Source organism: Amycolatopsis sp. Poz14 (assembly GCF_006704225.1).
In the GTDB taxonomy this organism is placed as follows: domain Bacteria; phylum Actinomycetota; class Actinomycetes; order Mycobacteriales; family Pseudonocardiaceae; genus Amycolatopsis; species Amycolatopsis nivea.
This window is the reverse complement of record NZ_JACLHD010000002.1, coordinates 524,508-539,606: the sequence shown is the minus strand read 5'-3', so window position 1 is coordinate 539,606 and position 15,099 is coordinate 524,508. Positions and strand designations below refer to the sequence as shown.

The window sequence follows — 15,099 nt, the reverse complement described above, 5'->3', positions numbered from 1 at the left end:
CGACGAGCTGCAAGTGGCCTGAACACCAAGAAGGGCCCCTCGAACGCGAGGGGCCCTTCCCAGCTCGTCAGGCGGTTACTGGCCGGCCTTGGCCGCCGCGTCCTCCGAAGCGGACAACGACGGAGAAGACCCCGGCAACGGCTTCTTCGCGGTCTCCTTCAGCTTCAGCAGCGTGATCACACCGACCACGCCGGCGATCATCAGGTAGTACCCGGGCCACTTGAGATCCCCGGTCGCCAGCACCAGCGCGCTCATCACCAGCGACACCGTCCCGGCGAACGCGGACACGAAGATGTTGAACGAGATCGACAGCCCGCCGTAGCGGACCTCGGTCGGGAACAACGCGGGCAGCGTCGACGGGCAGGTCGAGGAGAAGCAGATCAGCAGCAGTCCCATCAGGACCAGGCCGAGCAGCACCGAGATCAGCGACCCGCTCTTGAGCAGCAGCACCATCGGAAGGCCGAGCACGATCAGCCCGCCGGCGCCGACCCACAGGATCGGCTTGCGGCCGACCTTGTCGCTGAGCCTGCCGAGCAGCGGGATGAGCAGCACGCCCAGCCACAGCACGCCGATCTGCAGCCATTCCGCCGCGGTCGCCGAGATCGCCTGCCCGCCGTTCGCGGACATCGTGCGGTCGTCCTTCAGATAGGTCGGCATGTAGCTGGTGAGCATGTAGTTGGTGACGTTCCAGGTCACCACGAGCCCGCCGGCCAGCAGCATCGTCGGCCAGTACTTCGCGAAGATCGTGCGGACCACGTGCTTGGCTTCGGCGTCCTCGCGCTTGCCCGACTCGTCGAGCAGCTGCTGGAAGGCGGGCGTCTCCTCGAGCTTCGTCCGCAGGTAGACCCCGACGATGCCGAGCGGAAGCGCCACCATGAACGGGATCCGCCAGCCCCAGGTGTCCATGAAGGCCGGCGTCGAAACCAGCGGCAGCACCGACGAGACGGTCGCGCCCAGCGCGTACCCGATGAAGGTGCCGAACTCCAGGAAGCTGCCGAAGTAGCCGCGGCGGCGGTCCGGGCTGTACTCGGCGATGAACGTCATCGCGCCGGCGTACTCGCCGCCGGTGGAGAAGCCCTGCAGGACTCGCGCGCACACCAGCAGGATCGGCGCGGCCAGCCCGATCGAGGAGTACGACGGGATCAGTCCGATGAGGAACGTGCCGGTCGCCATCAGGATGACCGTCACCGCGAGCACCTTGGTCCGGCCGATCTTGTCGCCGAGCGGGCCGAAGAACAGGCCGCCGAGCGGACGCACCAGGAACGCCACCGCGAAGGTCGCGAACGTCGCGAGCTGGGCCAGCGCGGGATTGCCGGGCGGGAAGAACTGTGCCTCGATGGTCGTGGAGAGGTAGCCGTAGACCCCGAAATCGAACCACTCGGTGATGTTGCCGACCGCGGCCGCGCCGACCGCCCGGCGCATTGTCGCGTCGTCCGTGACGGTGGCGCCGCCCGACGGCCCCCTCCCGTCTGCTGCCTCTGTCACATCGCTCCCTTCGCGTTTTCGGGACTCACTGCGCAGAGCCCCCGACATCACCTACCGCGAGCGGTCCAAAGCCTAACGTGACACGTCTCACTCCCGCTCGGGGGTAGCGCAGGTAACGCAGACCGGGGAGCATGCGTTATAGCAGGTAGATACCTGTAAAACCCCATCAACTCGCACGCGTCGGCCAGCGGATCATCCGGATTCGCCGACGGCATTTGACGCGCGCAACCCGTGAGGAGGAGCCGCAATGACGGCAGTATTCGTGGCCATCGCAAGCTGTGCAACCGCGGGAGTCGCTGTAGCGGCCACCCTCGCGTCCTACGCGCAGCGCAAGTGGCGGGTCCGCGCCGTCGAGGCGTGACCCCTTAGGACTCGACGATCCCGACTGCCAGGCCGAGGCCGACCAGGTCCTGCGGACGCAACCGCAGCTGGTCGGCCACGGTCGGCACGTCGGTCATCGGGCGTTTCAGGATCGCCGCCGCGGCCTCCGGGGAAGTGACCGAGAAGTAGGCGTCCGGGGCGATCCACGTCGCGCCTTCAGCGGCGAAAGCCAGCGCGCCACCGGAACCGCCCTCGCCGATCACCAGCGTCGTGACCGGCACCGCGGCGGTGGCGATCGCCTCGAACAGCTCCGCGATCGCTGGCCCGATCCCGCCTTCTTCCGCTTCCGCGTCGTTCGCCGCGCCGGGAGTGTCCACCAGAGTCAGCACTGGAATCCCTAGCCGGGACGCCAACCGGACGAGTCGTGCCGCAGTGCGGAAGCCTGCCGGACGCGTCGCGGTGCCGCACTGTGCTGCGTATGCGAGCGCGCGGCCGTCTCGCCAGCCGAAGCCACATTGGACGCCTTCGTCCACGTGACCGGCACGGTCGCCTTGTATGTTCTCTCGCCAGTCGAAGTACGCGTCGAGGTACTCGGGTGCGCGCGCTCGCGAAGAGGCGCGCGCCGCTCGTACAGCGTCCCAGCCGGTTTCGGGCAGCGCGGCGTTGCGAAGGGCTTTTGGCGGGGGAACGGGCTCTGTCGACGGAGAAGCCAACAGCCGTAGCCATCGCGCGAGTACGTCGCCCAGTTCCTCTGTCGCAACGAGACGGTCGACCTGGCCCCACTCAAGCTTCGCTTCGACGGTGTACGCCTCTGCGGGTGACGTCGCAGGCCGTACGCGGGAGCCAGCGAAGCCCACTTGGGCGTCCGGCAGTCCCAACACGACGTCGGAACCGGCACCGAGCGTCGCCCAGCCGCCGCCGGTGGACGGGTCGCGCAGAACGGAAATCTGCGGGACGCCCGCCGCGCGTGCTTCCGCGGCGGCGCGCGCGATTCGCTGGAGCTGGGAAAGCGCGCGCATGCCGTGCTGCATCCGGCTGCCGCCCGTCGCGACCAGCGAAACCACGGGCAGTCCACGCTCTTTCGCGTGCGCGAAGGCGGCTTCGACGCGGTCGCCGGTCTGCTGTCCGATCGAACCGCCGAGGAAGCCGAACTCCCAGGCGATCAGCACCGTGGGCACGTCGCCGACGCGGGCTTCCCCGACGACCACCGATTCGGTTTCGCCCGTGCGCGCGGCGGCTGCGGCCCTAGCCTCCGGATATCCCGGCCAGCCGAGCGGATCGTCCGCCGGAGTGTCCGCGACGGGCAGATCGGTGAACCCGGTGGAAAGGCCGGCCAGCAGCTCGCGCGCGGTCGTCCTCATCCCAGCGCTCGCTTCATGACCTTGCCCATGTCGTTGCGCGGCAACGCATCCAGGTACCGCACGACGCGCGGCCGCTTGTGCGGGGCGAGCAGCTTCGACACGTGGTCGGCGAGTTGCTCGACCGTCGGGCGTTCGCCGTCCGGCACGACCCACGCGACGATCCGTTCGCCGAGGTCGTCGTCCGGTTCGCCGGTCACCGCGACCTCGGCGACGTTCGGGTGTTCCAGCAGCGCGTTCTCGATCTCGCCCGCGCCGATCTTGTAGCCGCCGCTCTTGATCAGGTCGGTGGCCTTGCGTCCGACGATCCGGACGTAGCCGTCGGGGTCGAGGGTGGCCATGTCGCCGGTGCGGAACCAGCCGCCGTCGAGCGCGGCGGCGGTCGCGTCCGGGCGGTTGAGGTACTCGGTGAACAGATTCGGCCCGAGGACCTGGATCTCGCCGACCGCGTCGGGCTCCTCGACCGCGGCCCCGGTCTCGTCGACCAGCCGCAGGTCGACCCCGGCGAGCGGGACGCCGACCGAACCCGGCTTGCGCTCGCCGTCGGCGCGGACGCTGGTGTTCATCAGCGTTTCGGTCATGCCGTAGCGCTCCACGACCTGTTGTCCGGTCGCGGCGGTGATCCGCTGGTGGTCGTGCACCGGCAGCGCGGCCGAGCCGGAGACCAGCAGCCGCGCGGACTTGAGCGCGTCGGCGAGGGCTTCGTCGGTCGCGACCGCTTCGGCGATCCGGTGGTACATCGTCGGGACGCCGAACAGCATCGTCGCGCCGTTCGCTAGTTCCCCGGTGACGCCTTCGAGGGAGAACCGGCCGAGGTGGCGTACCGAGCCGCCGCGGCGCAGCGGACCGAGGATGCCGAGGATCAGGCCGTGGACGTGGAACAGCGGGAGGCCGTGGACGAGCACGTCGTCGGCCGTCCATTGCCAGGCGTCCTCGAGCGCGTCGAGCGTGGTCGCGATCGCGCGGCGGGGGAGTACGACGCCCTTGGGCGGACCGGTCGTGCCGGACGTGTAGACGATGAACGCGGGCGCTTCGGCGTCCGGCTCGCCGGCCGGCGGCTTCCCGTCGCCCTCCAGCGGAATGTCGCGCCGCGGCAGGTCGAGCGCGGCGGGCAGTTCGACGCCGGGCTCGGCGAGCACCAGCGCGGGCTCGCTGTCGGAGAGGATGTGGCCGAGTTCGCGTTCGCCGATCTTGGGGTTGAGCGGCACCACCGGAACCCCGGCGAGCAACGCGGCGACCACCGCGACGCTGGTGTGCAGCGTCGGCGTCGCCCACACCGCGACCCGGCGGTCCCGCGGCAGCTCGGCGGCCAGCGCCCCGGCGACCGCGCCGAGTTCGGCGTAGGTGAGTTTTCGGTCGCCGAAGCGCAGCGCTTCCTTGCCGGATCCGGCGGCGACTGCGGGGAACAGCGGATCGGGCACTTTCGCGGACCTCCTGCGTCACCGGCACCTGGAACCGCACCGTACCGCCTTGTGGCGCTCGCCACCTGCGACGCGATTCACAGATCCTGATTGTCAGGGGTACCCAGGTTCAGGCGAGATTATCGAGCAGCGCGCGCACCCGCTCGACCATCGTTTCGTACCGGGCCGGTGCGACGTTCACGTACCGCTCGCCGCCGTCGGTTTCGGAGAACGAGAACAGGTAGCGCCCGTGCTCGGTGTCGTAATACGTGCAGATGTCGCGCCCGCTGATCCGCCGCCCGCCGAGCCCGTCGCGAACCGCCGCGGTGATCTGCCCGCCGCCTGCCCTCGGCAACGCGGCGACGTCGAGCAGATGCCGGACGTCCTGCCGCGCCGGGCCGCCGTCAATCGCCAGGTTCAACGCCGATTCCGGCACCGACACCGCCTGCCCCTGCGCGGGCTGGACGCGCGGCAACTCCCGGATCAAATCCTCGGCCAGCGCCTCGGCTCGCGCTGGCCGCAACACCACGGTGCTGGTGGACGGCATGTGGCAGGCGAGCACCGCGTCCTTGTTCGAGGCCGCGACGACCAGCCGGTACCGCCGGTCCCGCCCGCTCTCGACGGTCGCCGACAGTTCGCTGGCCCCACGGCACAACACCGTCATGGTCCGGACGAACGTCTCGTCCAGACCGCCGCGCCCCCACACGCCTTGGTCGGCCATCGCGCTCACCGCGGCTTCGCGGTACGCGCGCATCTCCTCGGGGTCGCGCCAAAGCGGATCGGGCGCGAGCGCCGCCGGGAGCGAAACCCCAGCCAGTTCCGCCGCGAGGGGCAGGCAGTCGGCAGGGAGCACCACCTCGCGGGCGAGCACGAGCATCGTCAGAGCCCGATCACCGGCGGAACCGCCTTCGGAAGGTCCCCGATGAGGGCGGCGTCCGGGTCCTGCTCGACCAGGTAGTCAGCGGTCTCGTGGACGAGGTCTTCTTCCCCTTCGCCCTTCTGACCGCGGCCCATCGCACCCGCGCCCATACCGGGTGCCCCCGCGCGCCCGTTGGCTCCCGCCGCTGCTCCGCCTCGCCCGGCGGCTTCCGCGCTGCCGAACGGTCCTGTGCCGGTTCCCGCTCCTCGGCCGACGCTGTTGCCGTTGCCCGTGTTGCCTGTGTTCCCGAGGCTGCCCGCGTTGCCGCCGCCGGTCCCGGGGAGCCCCGGCGTGAACAGACCGCTGCTGCCCCCGCCGGTGGTGTTGGGGTTGCTGCTGTTGACCGACCAGGAGTTGGGATTGCCGGTGCTGGTGGGGTTGTTGACGCTCGTCAGGTCCGGCGGAACGTAACTGGACGTCCGGGTGTCGTCCGGCAGGTTGTTGTGCGGAGGAACGTATTTGCCCGGCGTCTCCGGCGGGTTGGTGTGCGGCGGAGGCCCCGGATCCCACCGATGGGTCTCCGAAGGAGGCAAGGTCCCCGGCGGCCCAGTGCGATCGTTGGTGTGGTCGCGGTGGCTGGTGCCGCTGTCGGTGCCGCCCGTGCTGCCGGTGGTTTCGCCGACGTAGCCGCCCTCGGTGTAGGTCCCAGCGGTGCCGCCGGGGCCACCCGGGGTGTAGTGCGTCGGCAGATGCGCGGTGCCGGTGCCGCCGGGCTGGGTGATGGTGAAATCACCGCCTGCGGAGGGGAGGGCCAGCTCGCCGTATTGCGACGGGTCCGCCCATCGAGCGGAGTTCTCGGTCGATTCCCCGTGATAGGACTCGTAACTGCTGACGACTTCTTGCGCTTTCTTGTTCCACGCGTCGATTTCGTCGGCACGGTTGGAGAGGAAGGACAACGGAGTGTCGCTGACCCAGTCGTCCGACGGTTTGTCCCCGAGATCGCCGACCGACGCGATTTTGTCGCGCAGCCCCTCGAAGGAACCGCCCTGGCCGGAGTAGAGCGCCTCCGCCTGCGCGAGGTGCTGGCCACTGGTCTGGGAAGCCTGGACCAGCGGCCCGGCCCCGACGTAGGCCCGCCCGGCGGCGTCGCCCTTCCAGTACTCGTCCATCGCGCTCTGGAGCTGCCGCATTTCGTTGGCGATGTCCTCGTGCTGAGCGGAGAGCGCCGCCGACTGGTCGGAACCGTGGAACATGCCACCGGAACCCTTGCCGGATTTGACCAGGCGAACGATTTCCTGCGGGGAGAGGTTGCCCATCAAGCACCTGCCTTGAGAGTGGTGACGGCAGCGGCGGCGGTTTTCGCAGCCAATGCGCACGGGTCGGCATAGCCGGGGAACGATTTGTCGAGCAGCACGGACGCGGTGAAGGTCTCGTCGTCCTTGATCCCGACGGCGATTTGGCAGCCGCCGCGTTTCCGGTCGTCGGTGGTGCCCGCGAAGACGGCGGGGTAGCCGTTGACGTCGGGGGCGGCTTCGAAGTAGCCGGAGTCGCTGTCGGCGTTGGTGTAGGCGCCTGCCAGCCCGCCTTGTCCGGGGAGCAGCCCGAGGCCGACGCTGTTGTCCCGGTCGTCGTACCAGCTGCAGATGGGTGCCACGATGCCTTGCCCTTGGCGGTGGCGGACGGCGCTGATGAGCTGGGTCGCCTGAGCTTGGCTGAGCAGGACGCATGGGTTCTGCTCGTACTTGGTGGCGTCGAGCGGGTTGGCGACCTTGGGCACGCTGTGCGCGGTGCTCGTCGGTGCGGAAGATGGCCGCGACGTTGCCTGGGTCGGTGTTCCGGAAACGGACGAACAAGCCGTCATGGCGAGCAACAGCAGACTGCCGGTCGTAGCGAGCGCGACGGGCTTCGCGGGTTCTGCTGCTCTGGGCCGGATGATGTCCAGCACGGCACGGGCTGGCATCACGTACCTGCCTTGATCGTCGTAACAGCAGCAGCGGCCGTTTTCACCGCGAGCGAGCACGGGTCGCTGTAGAGAGGCGACGTCGTTCGAAGGCGCACGGATGCGGTGAAGAGTTCGTCGTCTTTGATTCCGACGGCGATTTGGCAGCCGCCGCGTTTCCGGTCGTCGGTGGTGCCTGCGAAGACGGCGGGGTAGCCGTTGACGTCGGGGGCGGCTTCGAAGTAGCCGGATTCGCTGTCGGCGTTGGTGTAGGCGCCGGCGAGGCCGCCCTGCCCGGGAAGGAGTCCGAGGCCGACGCTGTTGTTGTCGGCGTCGTACCAGGTGCAGATGGGCGCGACGAGCCCCTTGCCCTGGCGATTGCGGACGGAGCTGATGACCTCAGTCGCCTGAGCTTGGCTGAGCAGGACGCATGGGTTCTGCTCGTACTTGGTGGCGTCGAGCGGGTTGGCCACCTTGGGCACGTTGTGCGCGGTGCTCGTCGGTGCCGAGGACGACTCAGGTGTCGCCGGAACCGGTGTGCCCGGGGTCGAGGAGCAGGCAGTGACGGCGAGCAAAACGAGACTTCCTGCCGCAGCGAAGGTGACCGGTTTTGCCGACTCGGGCCCAGTGACGATGCGGCTCGTCATCACGTACCGGCCTTGATCGTCGTGATGGCGGCCGCGGCCGTTTTGACTGCCAGAGAGCACGGATCCTGATAGAGCGGCGATTGCGGCTGGAGCAGGATCGAACTGGTGAAGGTTTCGTCGTCTTTGATCCCGACGATGGCCTGGCAGCCGCCGCTTTTCCGGCTGTCGGTCGTTCCGGAAAGAACCGCCGGGTAACCATTGATGTCGGGAATCGCTTCAAAGTAACCAGACTGGCTGTCCTGGTGCTGGTACGCGCTGGCCAAGCCGCCCTGGTGCGGGAGGAGCCCGAGTCCGATCCGGTTGCCGTCGGCGTCAATCCAGCTGCAGATGGGCGCGACGGCGCCTGCGGCCTGGCGGTTGCGGACGGAGTTGATGAGCTGGGTCGCCTGGGCTTGGCTGAGCAGGGCGCAGGGGTTCTGCTCGTATTTGGCGGCGTCGAGCGGGTTGCTCACCTTGGGGACGTTGCTTGTGGAGCTGGGCGGTGCCGCGGACGACTCCGAGGTCGCCGGGGCTGGGGTGCCCGGGTTGGAAGAACAGGCGGTCACAGTGAGCAGCAGGAGCGCGCCTGCCGCGGCGTAAACGGTCGTCTTCACCCGGCTCATCCTTGCTTGCGCAGGCCGTCGGTGTTCGCGTGCTCCTGTTTTTCGTACTTGGCGATGGCGTTCTTCAGCTGATTCGCGTAGCCCTGTGCGTAGCTCTGTTGCTGCTTGAGGCTTGCCATATACGCATCGGCGTGACTGTCTGCGGCCTTCTTCTGCAACGTGCTGGCCGGATCCTCAGCGGGCTGCGGCAGACCCTTGAACTGATCGCCCAACTGCATCATGTCAGCGAGCTTGTCCGCGATCCCCTGCCACTTGGGCTGCAGCTTCCGCATCGCGTCGACGTCCATGTTGAACCCGCCGCCCGCCGCGGCGGCGTTTACCTTTGCGTCCTCTGCCGCGCGCTGCTGGTAGACGCGTACGCCGTTGGAGTTCATCGCTTCGCCGAACTGCTTGTCCTGGCGGTCGCGTTTGGCCTGCTCTTCCGGGTCGACGTACCCCGCGCGACCGTCCACCGGCTGGCTGTTGCTGGACGACTGCCCATTGCCCACGACGACGCTCCCCCTCGCTCCCGGCGGCACTGTCTGCGACTGCCGATGCTCTGACTGAGCTTAATCGGTCGAGGTTCCCCGTGTGGACAAAATCCCCCAAGCCGGGCAGGTGTCAGGAGCTTGCCCGGAGGGTGGCGACGACCGCCGTAGCTGCTTTGAGTGCGACTGCGCAGGGGTCGGCGTAGGAGGGGGACCGCGGGAAGAGGATGACTGAGCTGGTGAACGTCTCGTCGGAGCGGACGCCGACCGCGACTTGGCAACCGCCGTCTGAACGGTTGTCCAGGACGTTGGTGTAGACAGCCGGGTAGCCGTCGATGGAGGGGGCCGGTTCGAAGTAGCCGGTGCTGCTCCGGTTTCCGTAGACGGTGGCGAGGCCGCCCTGCCCAGGGACGAGACCGACGGCCAGCGAGCTGTTTTCGCGGTCGTTCCAGCTGCAGACCGGGGCTACATTGCCGGTGATCTTGCGGTTGCGGACCGCGCCGAAGACCTCCGCTGCCTGCGGGAGCAGGGCGCACGGGTCCTGTTCGTATTTCCGCACGTTGAGCGGATGGGGCACCTGCGGCACCTCGGGCGGCGCGGACGACTCCGAGAGAGGGGCCGGAGCGGCCGAACAACCGGCCAGAACCAGCACGCTGCCGAACAAGGCCGCGATAGACAGCTTGGTCACGGAACGTATCCTCCCGCACCCCCAAACCCGCCCCCTTGTCCCCTTCGGACCCGAGCTATCCTGGGAAATCGTGCTGGTATTGGCGATCGACACGGCTACTCCGGCGGTAACGGCGGGCATCGTTGCCGTCGACGAGGCTGAGCTTGTCACCCGGGCGGACCGCGTCACGGTGGATCCTCGGGCGCACGGCGAGCTGATCGCCCCGCATGCGCTGGCGGCCGCGGAGGAGGCTGGCGTCACGCTCCGCGAACTGGACGCGATCGTGTGCGGCGTCGGGCCTGGTCCGTTCACCGGGTTGCGGGCTGGCATGGCCACGGCGGCTGCGTATGCGCACGCGCTCGGCATCCCGGCGTACCCGGTGTGCAGTCTCGACGCGATCGCGTCTGACGTCGTACGCACGGAGAAGCCGTTTCTCGTCTTCACGGACGCACGGCGTCGCGAGGTCTACTGGGCTGCGTACGACGCTTCGGGCGCGCGCACCGACGGTCCGCACGTACAGCGGCCCGCGGACATTGAGACTGACATTCGCGTAGCGGCGGGCGATGGTGCGTTGCAGTACGCGGCATCGGTGGGCGTGGTGCCGATCGAGCCGCGGTTTCCGTCGCCGGCTGGGTTGGTGCGCGTGGCGCGTACGGCGCTTCTCGAGCGCGCGGAGCCGGAGCCGTTGACGCCGCTGTACCTGCGTCGTCCGGACGCTGTCGAGCCCGCGGCGCGCAAGAGGGTGACTGCGCTGTGAAGCTCGACCAGCTGCGCCGCGCTGACGTCGGGAAGTGCGCGGAGATCGAGAAGATCCTCTTTCCCGGCGACGATCCGTGGAGTGCGCGCGCCTTCCACTCCGAGCTTGACCAGGGGCATTACTACCTCGCAGCGCGGTCGGACGACGGGGAGACGCTGCTTGGGTACGCGGGGCTCGCGGTGGTCGGGCGGCGCGGTGACTACGAAGCGAGCGTCCACACGATCGGCGTGGTGCCGGAGGCGCAAGGGCAGGGCATCGGCAAGGCGCTCCTTCGCGCGTTGCTGACGCGCGCGGACGAGCTGCGCGCGGCGGTCTTCCTCGAGGTGCGCACGGACAACGACCCCGCCGTGAACCTGTATGAGGCGCACGGCTTCCAAAAACTTGGCATCCGGCGGCGCTACTACCAGCCCTCCGGTGCGGACGCGTTCACCATGGCCCGCCCCGCGCAGGCCCCGGCACGAGACGAGGTGGCCGGCTGATGGCGCGCGTCATCATGGGTATCGAAAGCTCCTGCGACGAGACCGGGGTCGGCCTCGTCCGGCTGCACGACGACGGCACGGTGGAGCTGCTCGCCGACGAGGTCGCGTCCAGTGTGGACCAGCACGCTCGCTTCGGCGGGGTCGTGCCGGAGGTCGCCAGTCGTGCGCATCTCGAAGCGATGGTGCCGACGGCGGAGCGTGCGTTCGCCACCGCCGGGCTGAAACTGTCCGATGTGGACGCGATCGCGGTGACGGCCGGGCCCGGTCTCGCTGGCGCGTTGCTGGTGGGCGTTTCGGCGGCCAAGGCGTATGCGACCGCGTTGGATGTGCCGCTGTACGGCGTGAATCACCTTGCCGGGCACATCGCGGTGGACACGTTGCAGCACGGCCCGTTGCCGACGCCGGTGTTGGCGTTGCTCGTTTCCGGCGGCCACACGCAACTGTTGCGAGTGGACGACATCGCGTCGAGCATCACCGAACTCGGGTCCACTGTGGACGACGCGGCGGGCGAGGCGTACGACAAGGTCGCGCGGGTGCTGGAGCTGCCGTACCCGGGCGGGCCGCCGATCGACAAGGCGGCCAAGCAGGGCAACCCGAAGGCGATCGCGTTCCCGCGCGGGATGACCGGCCCGCGCGACGCGAAGTTCGACTTTTCCTTCTCCGGCTTGAAAACGGCGGTGGCCCGCTGGGTGGAGAACGCCGAGCGCGCTGGCGATCAGGTGCCGGTGAACGACGTCGCGGCGTCCTTTCAGGAAGCGGTCGCGGACGTGCTCACCGCGAAGGCGATCCGTGCCGCGCGTGAACAAAACATCGGCACGTTGGTGATTTCCGGTGGCGTGGCAGCGAATTCGCGGCTTTCCGAACTGGCCGCGGAGCGATGCGCGGAGGCTGGCATTGAGCTGCGCGTGCCGCGGCCGCGCTTGTGCACGGACAACGGCGCGATGATCGCGGCGTTGGGTGCGCACGTGGTGGCGGCTGGTCGATCCGTGGCACCGCTGGACTTTTCGGCGAACCCGGGCCTGCCGGTCAATGTTGTGTCCCTTTAGGACTCACCAGGGCAGCGGCATCAAGCGACACCCCCAGCAGCGCCTCGATCGCCAACGCTGACCGTGCGGCCGCGGAACCGTTTCCGTACGGATTCGCTGATGCGGCAGCGCTGATCTCCCCGCGGAGAATGCGCGCGGCGGTGTCGGTGATCAGTTCGGTATCGGTGCCGACCAGCCAAGCGCAACCGGCTTCGACGGCCTCCGGGCGTTCCGTAGTGTCACGCAACACCAGCACCGGCGTACCGAACGTCGGTGCTTCTTCTTGAATACCACCGGAATCCGTCAGCACGAGCGACGCCAACCGCAGTGCGCGCACGAGATCCGGGTACTCCAACGGCTCGGTGACGGTCACCCGCGCAACCCCGCCCAGCACCTCCTCGACCTGTTCCCGCACAGCCGGATTCGGATGCACCGGGAACAGCACCTGCACGCGCGGATGGGCATCGACGATCTGGCGCACGGCAGTCAGCGTGCGCGTCAACGGTTCGCCCCACGACTCGCGGCGGTGCGACGTCACCAGCACCAACTGCTCGCCCGCTTCGGCGATTCCCATCTCCAGCAAGGCAAGCGCCGGATCGCGCGCGGGCAAATCGCGCGCCGCCACCGCGAGCACCGCGTCGACGACTGTGTTGCCCGTACGCGTGATCCGCTCCGAAGGCACGCCCTCGGCCCGCAGCGCCGCGCCCGCGGCCGCCGTCGGGACCAGGTGCAGCGCGGCGATCCGCGAGATCATCTGCCGCGTTCCCTCCTCGGGGAACGGCGACGCCAAGTCGTGCGTACGCAGCCCGGCTTCGAGGTGCACCACCGGAATGCCGAGCCAGAACGCGGCGAGCGCGCCGGCCAGTCCGGTGGTGGTGTCGCCTTGCACGACGACGGCCGACGGCTGGTACCGGCGCAGCGCGGCGTCGAGCGCGGGCAGCAGGCCGGACACCAGTTCCGCCTGCGTGCCGGACACCCGCGGCGGCACGTCGAGCCACGCGTCGATCCCGACCTCGAACGGGGCCAGCGCCTGCTCGACCATGCCCTGATGCTGACCGCTGTGCACGACCAGCGGCCGCAGCCCGGGCCGGGCGTCCAGGGCCAGCGCGAGCGGCGCGAGCTTCACCGCCTCCGGGCGCGTCCCGGCCAGCAGCATCACGTCCAACGTTTTCACCCTTTCGAGTGTCCCGGAAAACCGGGCTGCCGGCGGGATCACGCCGGCAGCCCGGATTCTTCAGCCGTCCAGGCGGGCGAACCGCCGATTCCGGCGGCGGACGGCGATCAGCGCGACGATCCCGAGGATCACCAGCGCCACCCCGACCGCGAGCCACCAGCCGACGTCGGCGCCGGTGGCGGCGAGGGTGCCCACCCCGCCACCGGCGACGCCGACCCCGGCGCCAGGCATCTTGTACATCGATCCATCACCTCACCGGGTCAGGCAGCCGAACGACGCCGGGAGAAACGCAGGCCGACCGGCACCGCGATCGCGGCGACCACGCCGAACCCGATCCACATGCCTGCGCCCGAGGCGAGCGGCATCGGCGGAGCGGCCGGGCCGCAGGTCGCCGACGACAGGATCACGTCGCCCGAGCCGAGCGCGCCCAGTGCGGCGCCGCCGAGCAGCTTCAGGTGCAGCGCGTTGACGGTGAGGCTGCCGTCGTTGTTCTTGATCTGCTCGTTCAGGATCAGCGTCGCCACGTGCAGCGGGCCGACCTGGACCTTCAGCTGGGTGTTCGCCGCCGGGGTGGCGTCGACCTTGCCGAGCGTGCCGAGGTTCGCGCCGACCAGCGTGGTGCTGCCCTTGACGCCTTCCTGTGTCGCGGTGCAGACGGCTTCGACCGCCTTCACGCCGACATCGCCGGCGGCGGCCTTGAGCAGCGGCAGCCCGACGTCGGCGACGGACGCCTTCGCCGTGACCGCGCCGGAGTTGTCGTCGCGCACGGCGGACGTCTTGATCACGCCGGTGGTCAGCACGCCGGGCACGTTCGCGGAGACCGCGGTGCTTTCCGTCGGGCCGTTGGTGTTCGCGGCCGCGAGCGGGCCGAGATGCACCGCGGGCTGGCCGAGCAGCGTCACGTCGACGTTGACGCCGTAGGCCGACCCGTCGCCGGGAGCGGCGCTGGCCGGAACAGCTCCGGCCAGGGCGATGCTCGCCACGACAGCGGCGAGCAGGCCGCCTCGTCGCACGAGGTGTCTCTTCACTGGTCCTCCGATTTTTCTCAGGGCGAGCCGCCGCGCGGACTAAACCCGCTGAGCGAGAGTCGGCACGCGGATCGGTTATCGGCTGAGGTTTCCGAAATGGCACAGTTTTTTGCCCTCAATCACCACATCGGGTGATAAGAATTCGCTTTTCCCCAGGTTGCGTGAAGCATCACTCTAACGGAGTAGCAAGAGTGCGTAAGAATATGCCGAAAGCTGCTCGGGTGTCCCCGGAATGGGGCTGCCCGGCGCAGGGCGGGAGCCGTCGCGGACACGACCGTGGCCGGGTCCGCCCGGTTCCGCTGGATTTCTTCTCGAGAGGGTCGTCGTGACAGCAGTCAACGCGCCGGTGTCAGGCGCATCCCGGTTTCCGCTGCGTATGGCGGTAGTCGGGGTGCTCGCCGCGGGGGTGGTGCTGGTGCTCGTGGAACGCGGGTACCGGGAGCTGGAGGTGCGACTGGCCGGGGTCATCCTCCGGATTGTCACCTCATCGGGGGTCTATGTGGCCGGAAACCGGGAATCGGTCTACTTCGGGTTGTCTGGCGATACTCCATTCGGGTTGCGGATGACTCCGGAATGCTCGTCGGTATTCCTTCTGCTGCCGTTGCTATTAGTGACCGCCGCACTTCTGTGGTTCCGGCCACAGAATGCCCGCAGGCTCTTTTTCTCGCTGGGAATTTCCGCGATCACGGTGATCTTGGTTAATCAGTTACGCATTCTCACCATCGTCGGGCTGGTCAACGGGCTCGGCACCGACGAGGGCTACTACTGGGGCCACACGCTGCTCGGCTCGCTGGTCAGCGTCATCGGCGGCGCGATCTCGCTGGTGCTGTTCGTGTGGCTGGCGACGCGGAAGACGAAGGCCGAGAAACGGGCCGCGGCGTGAGCGGTTCC

General features: G+C 68.9%; 17 protein-coding genes. 4 read left to right on the top strand and 13 right to left on the bottom strand.

Annotation, left to right across the window (positions count from 1 at the left end; all coding sequences use genetic code 11):
• Positions 1-75: 75 nt before the first annotated feature.
• From FKO37_RS46290 to FKO37_RS46245, 10 genes are all read right to left on the bottom strand, one after another.
• Positions 76-1,485, bottom strand: a complete 1,410-nt coding sequence (locus tag FKO37_RS46290) for an MFS transporter (protein ID WP_134731496.1) — start codon at positions 1,483-1,485, stop codon at positions 76-78.
• A gap of 365 nt (positions 1,486-1,850) precedes the next feature.
• Entirely contained in the window at positions 1,851-3,167 is a 1,317-nt protein-coding gene (locus FKO37_RS46285; protein ID WP_238608628.1) for a carboxyl transferase domain-containing protein, read from the bottom strand.
• Positions 3,164-4,585 carry an acyl-CoA synthetase gene (locus FKO37_RS46280; protein ID WP_238608627.1) on the bottom strand — a complete coding sequence of 474 codons (1,422 nt, stop codon included), beginning with the start codon at positions 4,583-4,585 and terminating at the stop codon, positions 3,164-3,166. The genes FKO37_RS46285 and FKO37_RS46280 overlap by 4 nt, the downstream gene beginning before the upstream one ends.
• A 109-nt stretch (positions 4,586-4,694) precedes the next feature.
• Positions 4,695-5,441: an ESX secretion-associated protein EspG gene (locus tag FKO37_RS46275; protein ID WP_134670360.1), complete on the bottom strand. Its 747-nt coding sequence runs from the start codon at positions 5,439-5,441 to the stop codon at positions 4,695-4,697.
• A 2-nt stretch (positions 5,442-5,443) separates the two neighbouring features.
• Positions 5,444-6,739: a hypothetical protein gene (locus tag FKO37_RS46270; RefSeq protein ID WP_205673289.1), complete on the bottom strand. Its 1,296-nt coding sequence runs from the start codon at positions 6,737-6,739 to the stop codon at positions 5,444-5,446.
• Positions 6,739-7,284, bottom strand: a complete 546-nt coding sequence (locus FKO37_RS46265; RefSeq protein WP_238608667.1) for a DUF3558 domain-containing protein — start codon at positions 7,282-7,284, stop codon at positions 6,739-6,741. Before FKO37_RS46265 ends, FKO37_RS46270 begins: the two co-directional genes overlap by 1 nt.
• A 98-nt stretch (positions 7,285-7,382) precedes the next feature.
• Entirely contained in the window at positions 7,383-8,009 is a 627-nt protein-coding gene (locus FKO37_RS46260; protein ID WP_238608626.1) for a DUF3558 domain-containing protein, read from the bottom strand.
• Positions 8,009-8,611, bottom strand: a complete 603-nt coding sequence (locus FKO37_RS46255; RefSeq protein ID WP_238608625.1) for a DUF3558 domain-containing protein — start codon at positions 8,609-8,611, stop codon at positions 8,009-8,011. Before FKO37_RS46255 ends, FKO37_RS46260 begins: the two co-directional genes overlap by 1 nt.
• A complete protein-coding gene (locus FKO37_RS46250; protein WP_238608624.1) occupies positions 8,608-9,099 on the bottom strand; it encodes a hypothetical protein in 492 nt (163 codons plus the stop codon). The genes FKO37_RS46255 and FKO37_RS46250 overlap by 4 nt, the downstream gene beginning before the upstream one ends.
• Positions 9,100-9,211: 112 nt before the next feature.
• On the bottom strand, positions 9,212-9,766 hold the full coding sequence (locus FKO37_RS46245; protein WP_238608623.1) for a DUF3558 domain-containing protein: 555 nt from the start codon (positions 9,764-9,766) through the stop codon (positions 9,212-9,214).
• Positions 9,767-9,836: 70 nt separating this feature from the next.
• Here FKO37_RS46245 and tsaB point away from each other — a divergent pair, with 70 nt between their 5' ends.
• The 3 genes from tsaB to tsaD are packed head-to-tail and all read left to right on the top strand — an operon-like array spanning position 9,837 to position 12,027.
• Positions 9,837-10,502 (top strand): tRNA (adenosine(37)-N6)-threonylcarbamoyltransferase complex dimerization subunit type 1 TsaB, encoded by a 666-nt coding sequence (gene tsaB / locus FKO37_RS46240; protein ID WP_134731479.1) that lies wholly within the window; start codon positions 9,837-9,839, stop codon positions 10,500-10,502.
• Entirely contained in the window at positions 10,499-10,981 is a 483-nt protein-coding gene (gene rimI, locus FKO37_RS46235; protein WP_134731477.1) for a ribosomal protein S18-alanine N-acetyltransferase, read from the top strand. The genes tsaB and rimI overlap by 4 nt, the downstream gene beginning before the upstream one ends.
• The gene (gene tsaD / locus FKO37_RS46230) at positions 10,981-12,027 is read left to right on the top strand and encodes a tRNA (adenosine(37)-N6)-threonylcarbamoyltransferase complex transferase subunit TsaD (RefSeq protein ID WP_043835247.1); all 1,047 of its coding nucleotides are present in this window, start codon (positions 10,981-10,983) and stop codon (positions 12,025-12,027) included. Before rimI ends, tsaD begins: the two co-directional genes overlap by 1 nt.
• Here the strand turns inward: tsaD and wecB are convergent.
• From wecB to FKO37_RS46215, 3 genes are all read right to left on the bottom strand, one after another.
• The gene (wecB, locus tag FKO37_RS46225) at positions 12,008-13,171 is read right to left on the bottom strand and encodes a non-hydrolyzing UDP-N-acetylglucosamine 2-epimerase (RefSeq protein WP_037816441.1); all 1,164 of its coding nucleotides are present in this window, start codon (positions 13,169-13,171) and stop codon (positions 12,008-12,010) included. The genes tsaD and wecB overlap by 20 nt on opposite strands.
• Positions 13,172-13,240: 69 nt before the next feature.
• Complete coding sequence (locus tag FKO37_RS46220) at positions 13,241-13,420, bottom strand: LPXTG cell wall anchor domain-containing protein (protein WP_037816221.1); 180 nt, start codon at positions 13,418-13,420, stop codon at positions 13,241-13,243.
• A gap of 20 nt (positions 13,421-13,440) precedes the next feature.
• A complete protein-coding gene (locus FKO37_RS46215) occupies positions 13,441-14,208 on the bottom strand; it encodes a choice-of-anchor P family protein (RefSeq protein WP_134667666.1) in 768 nt (255 codons plus the stop codon).
• Positions 14,209-14,584: 376 nt separating this feature from the next.
• On the opposite strand from FKO37_RS46215, the gene xrtP reads away from it, so the two are divergent.
• On the top strand, positions 14,585-15,091 hold the full coding sequence (xrtP, locus tag FKO37_RS46210) for an exosortase P (protein WP_037816219.1): 507 nt from the start codon (positions 14,585-14,587) through the stop codon (positions 15,089-15,091).
• Positions 15,092-15,099: the final 8 nt, after the last annotated feature.

What these genes read in the sequence shown, in the direction of transcription:
- tsaD (WP_043835247.1), top strand. Translation starts at nt 10,981, where the DNA reads ATGGCGCGCGTCATCATGGGTATCGAAAGCTCCTGCGACGAGACCGGG.
- FKO37_RS46270 (WP_205673289.1), bottom strand. Translation starts at nt 6,739, where the DNA reads ATGGGCAACCTCTCCCCGCAGGAAATCGTTCGCCTGGTCAAATCCGGC.
- FKO37_RS46275 (WP_134670360.1), bottom strand. Translation starts at nt 5,441, where the DNA reads ATGCTCGTGCTCGCCCGCGAGGTGGTGCTCCCTGCCGACTGCCTGCCC.
- FKO37_RS46220 (WP_037816221.1), bottom strand. Translation starts at nt 13,420, where the DNA reads ATGTACAAGATGCCTGGCGCCGGGGTCGGCGTCGCCGGTGGCGGGGTG.
- xrtP (WP_037816219.1), top strand. Translation starts at nt 14,585, where the DNA reads ATGGCGGTAGTCGGGGTGCTCGCCGCGGGGGTGGTGCTGGTGCTCGTG.
- FKO37_RS46285 (WP_238608628.1), bottom strand. Translation starts at nt 3,167, where the DNA reads ATGAGGACGACCGCGCGCGAGCTGCTGGCCGGCCTTTCCACCGGGTTC.
- FKO37_RS46255 (WP_238608625.1), bottom strand. Translation starts at nt 8,611, where the DNA reads ATGAGCCGGGTGAAGACGACCGTTTACGCCGCGGCAGGCGCGCTCCTG.
- FKO37_RS46260 (WP_238608626.1), bottom strand. Translation starts at nt 8,009, where the DNA reads ATGACGAGCCGCATCGTCACTGGGCCCGAGTCGGCAAAACCGGTCACC.
- FKO37_RS46265 (WP_238608667.1), bottom strand. Translation starts at nt 7,284, where the DNA reads ATGACGGCTTGTTCGTCCGTTTCCGGAACACCGACCCAGGCAACGTCG.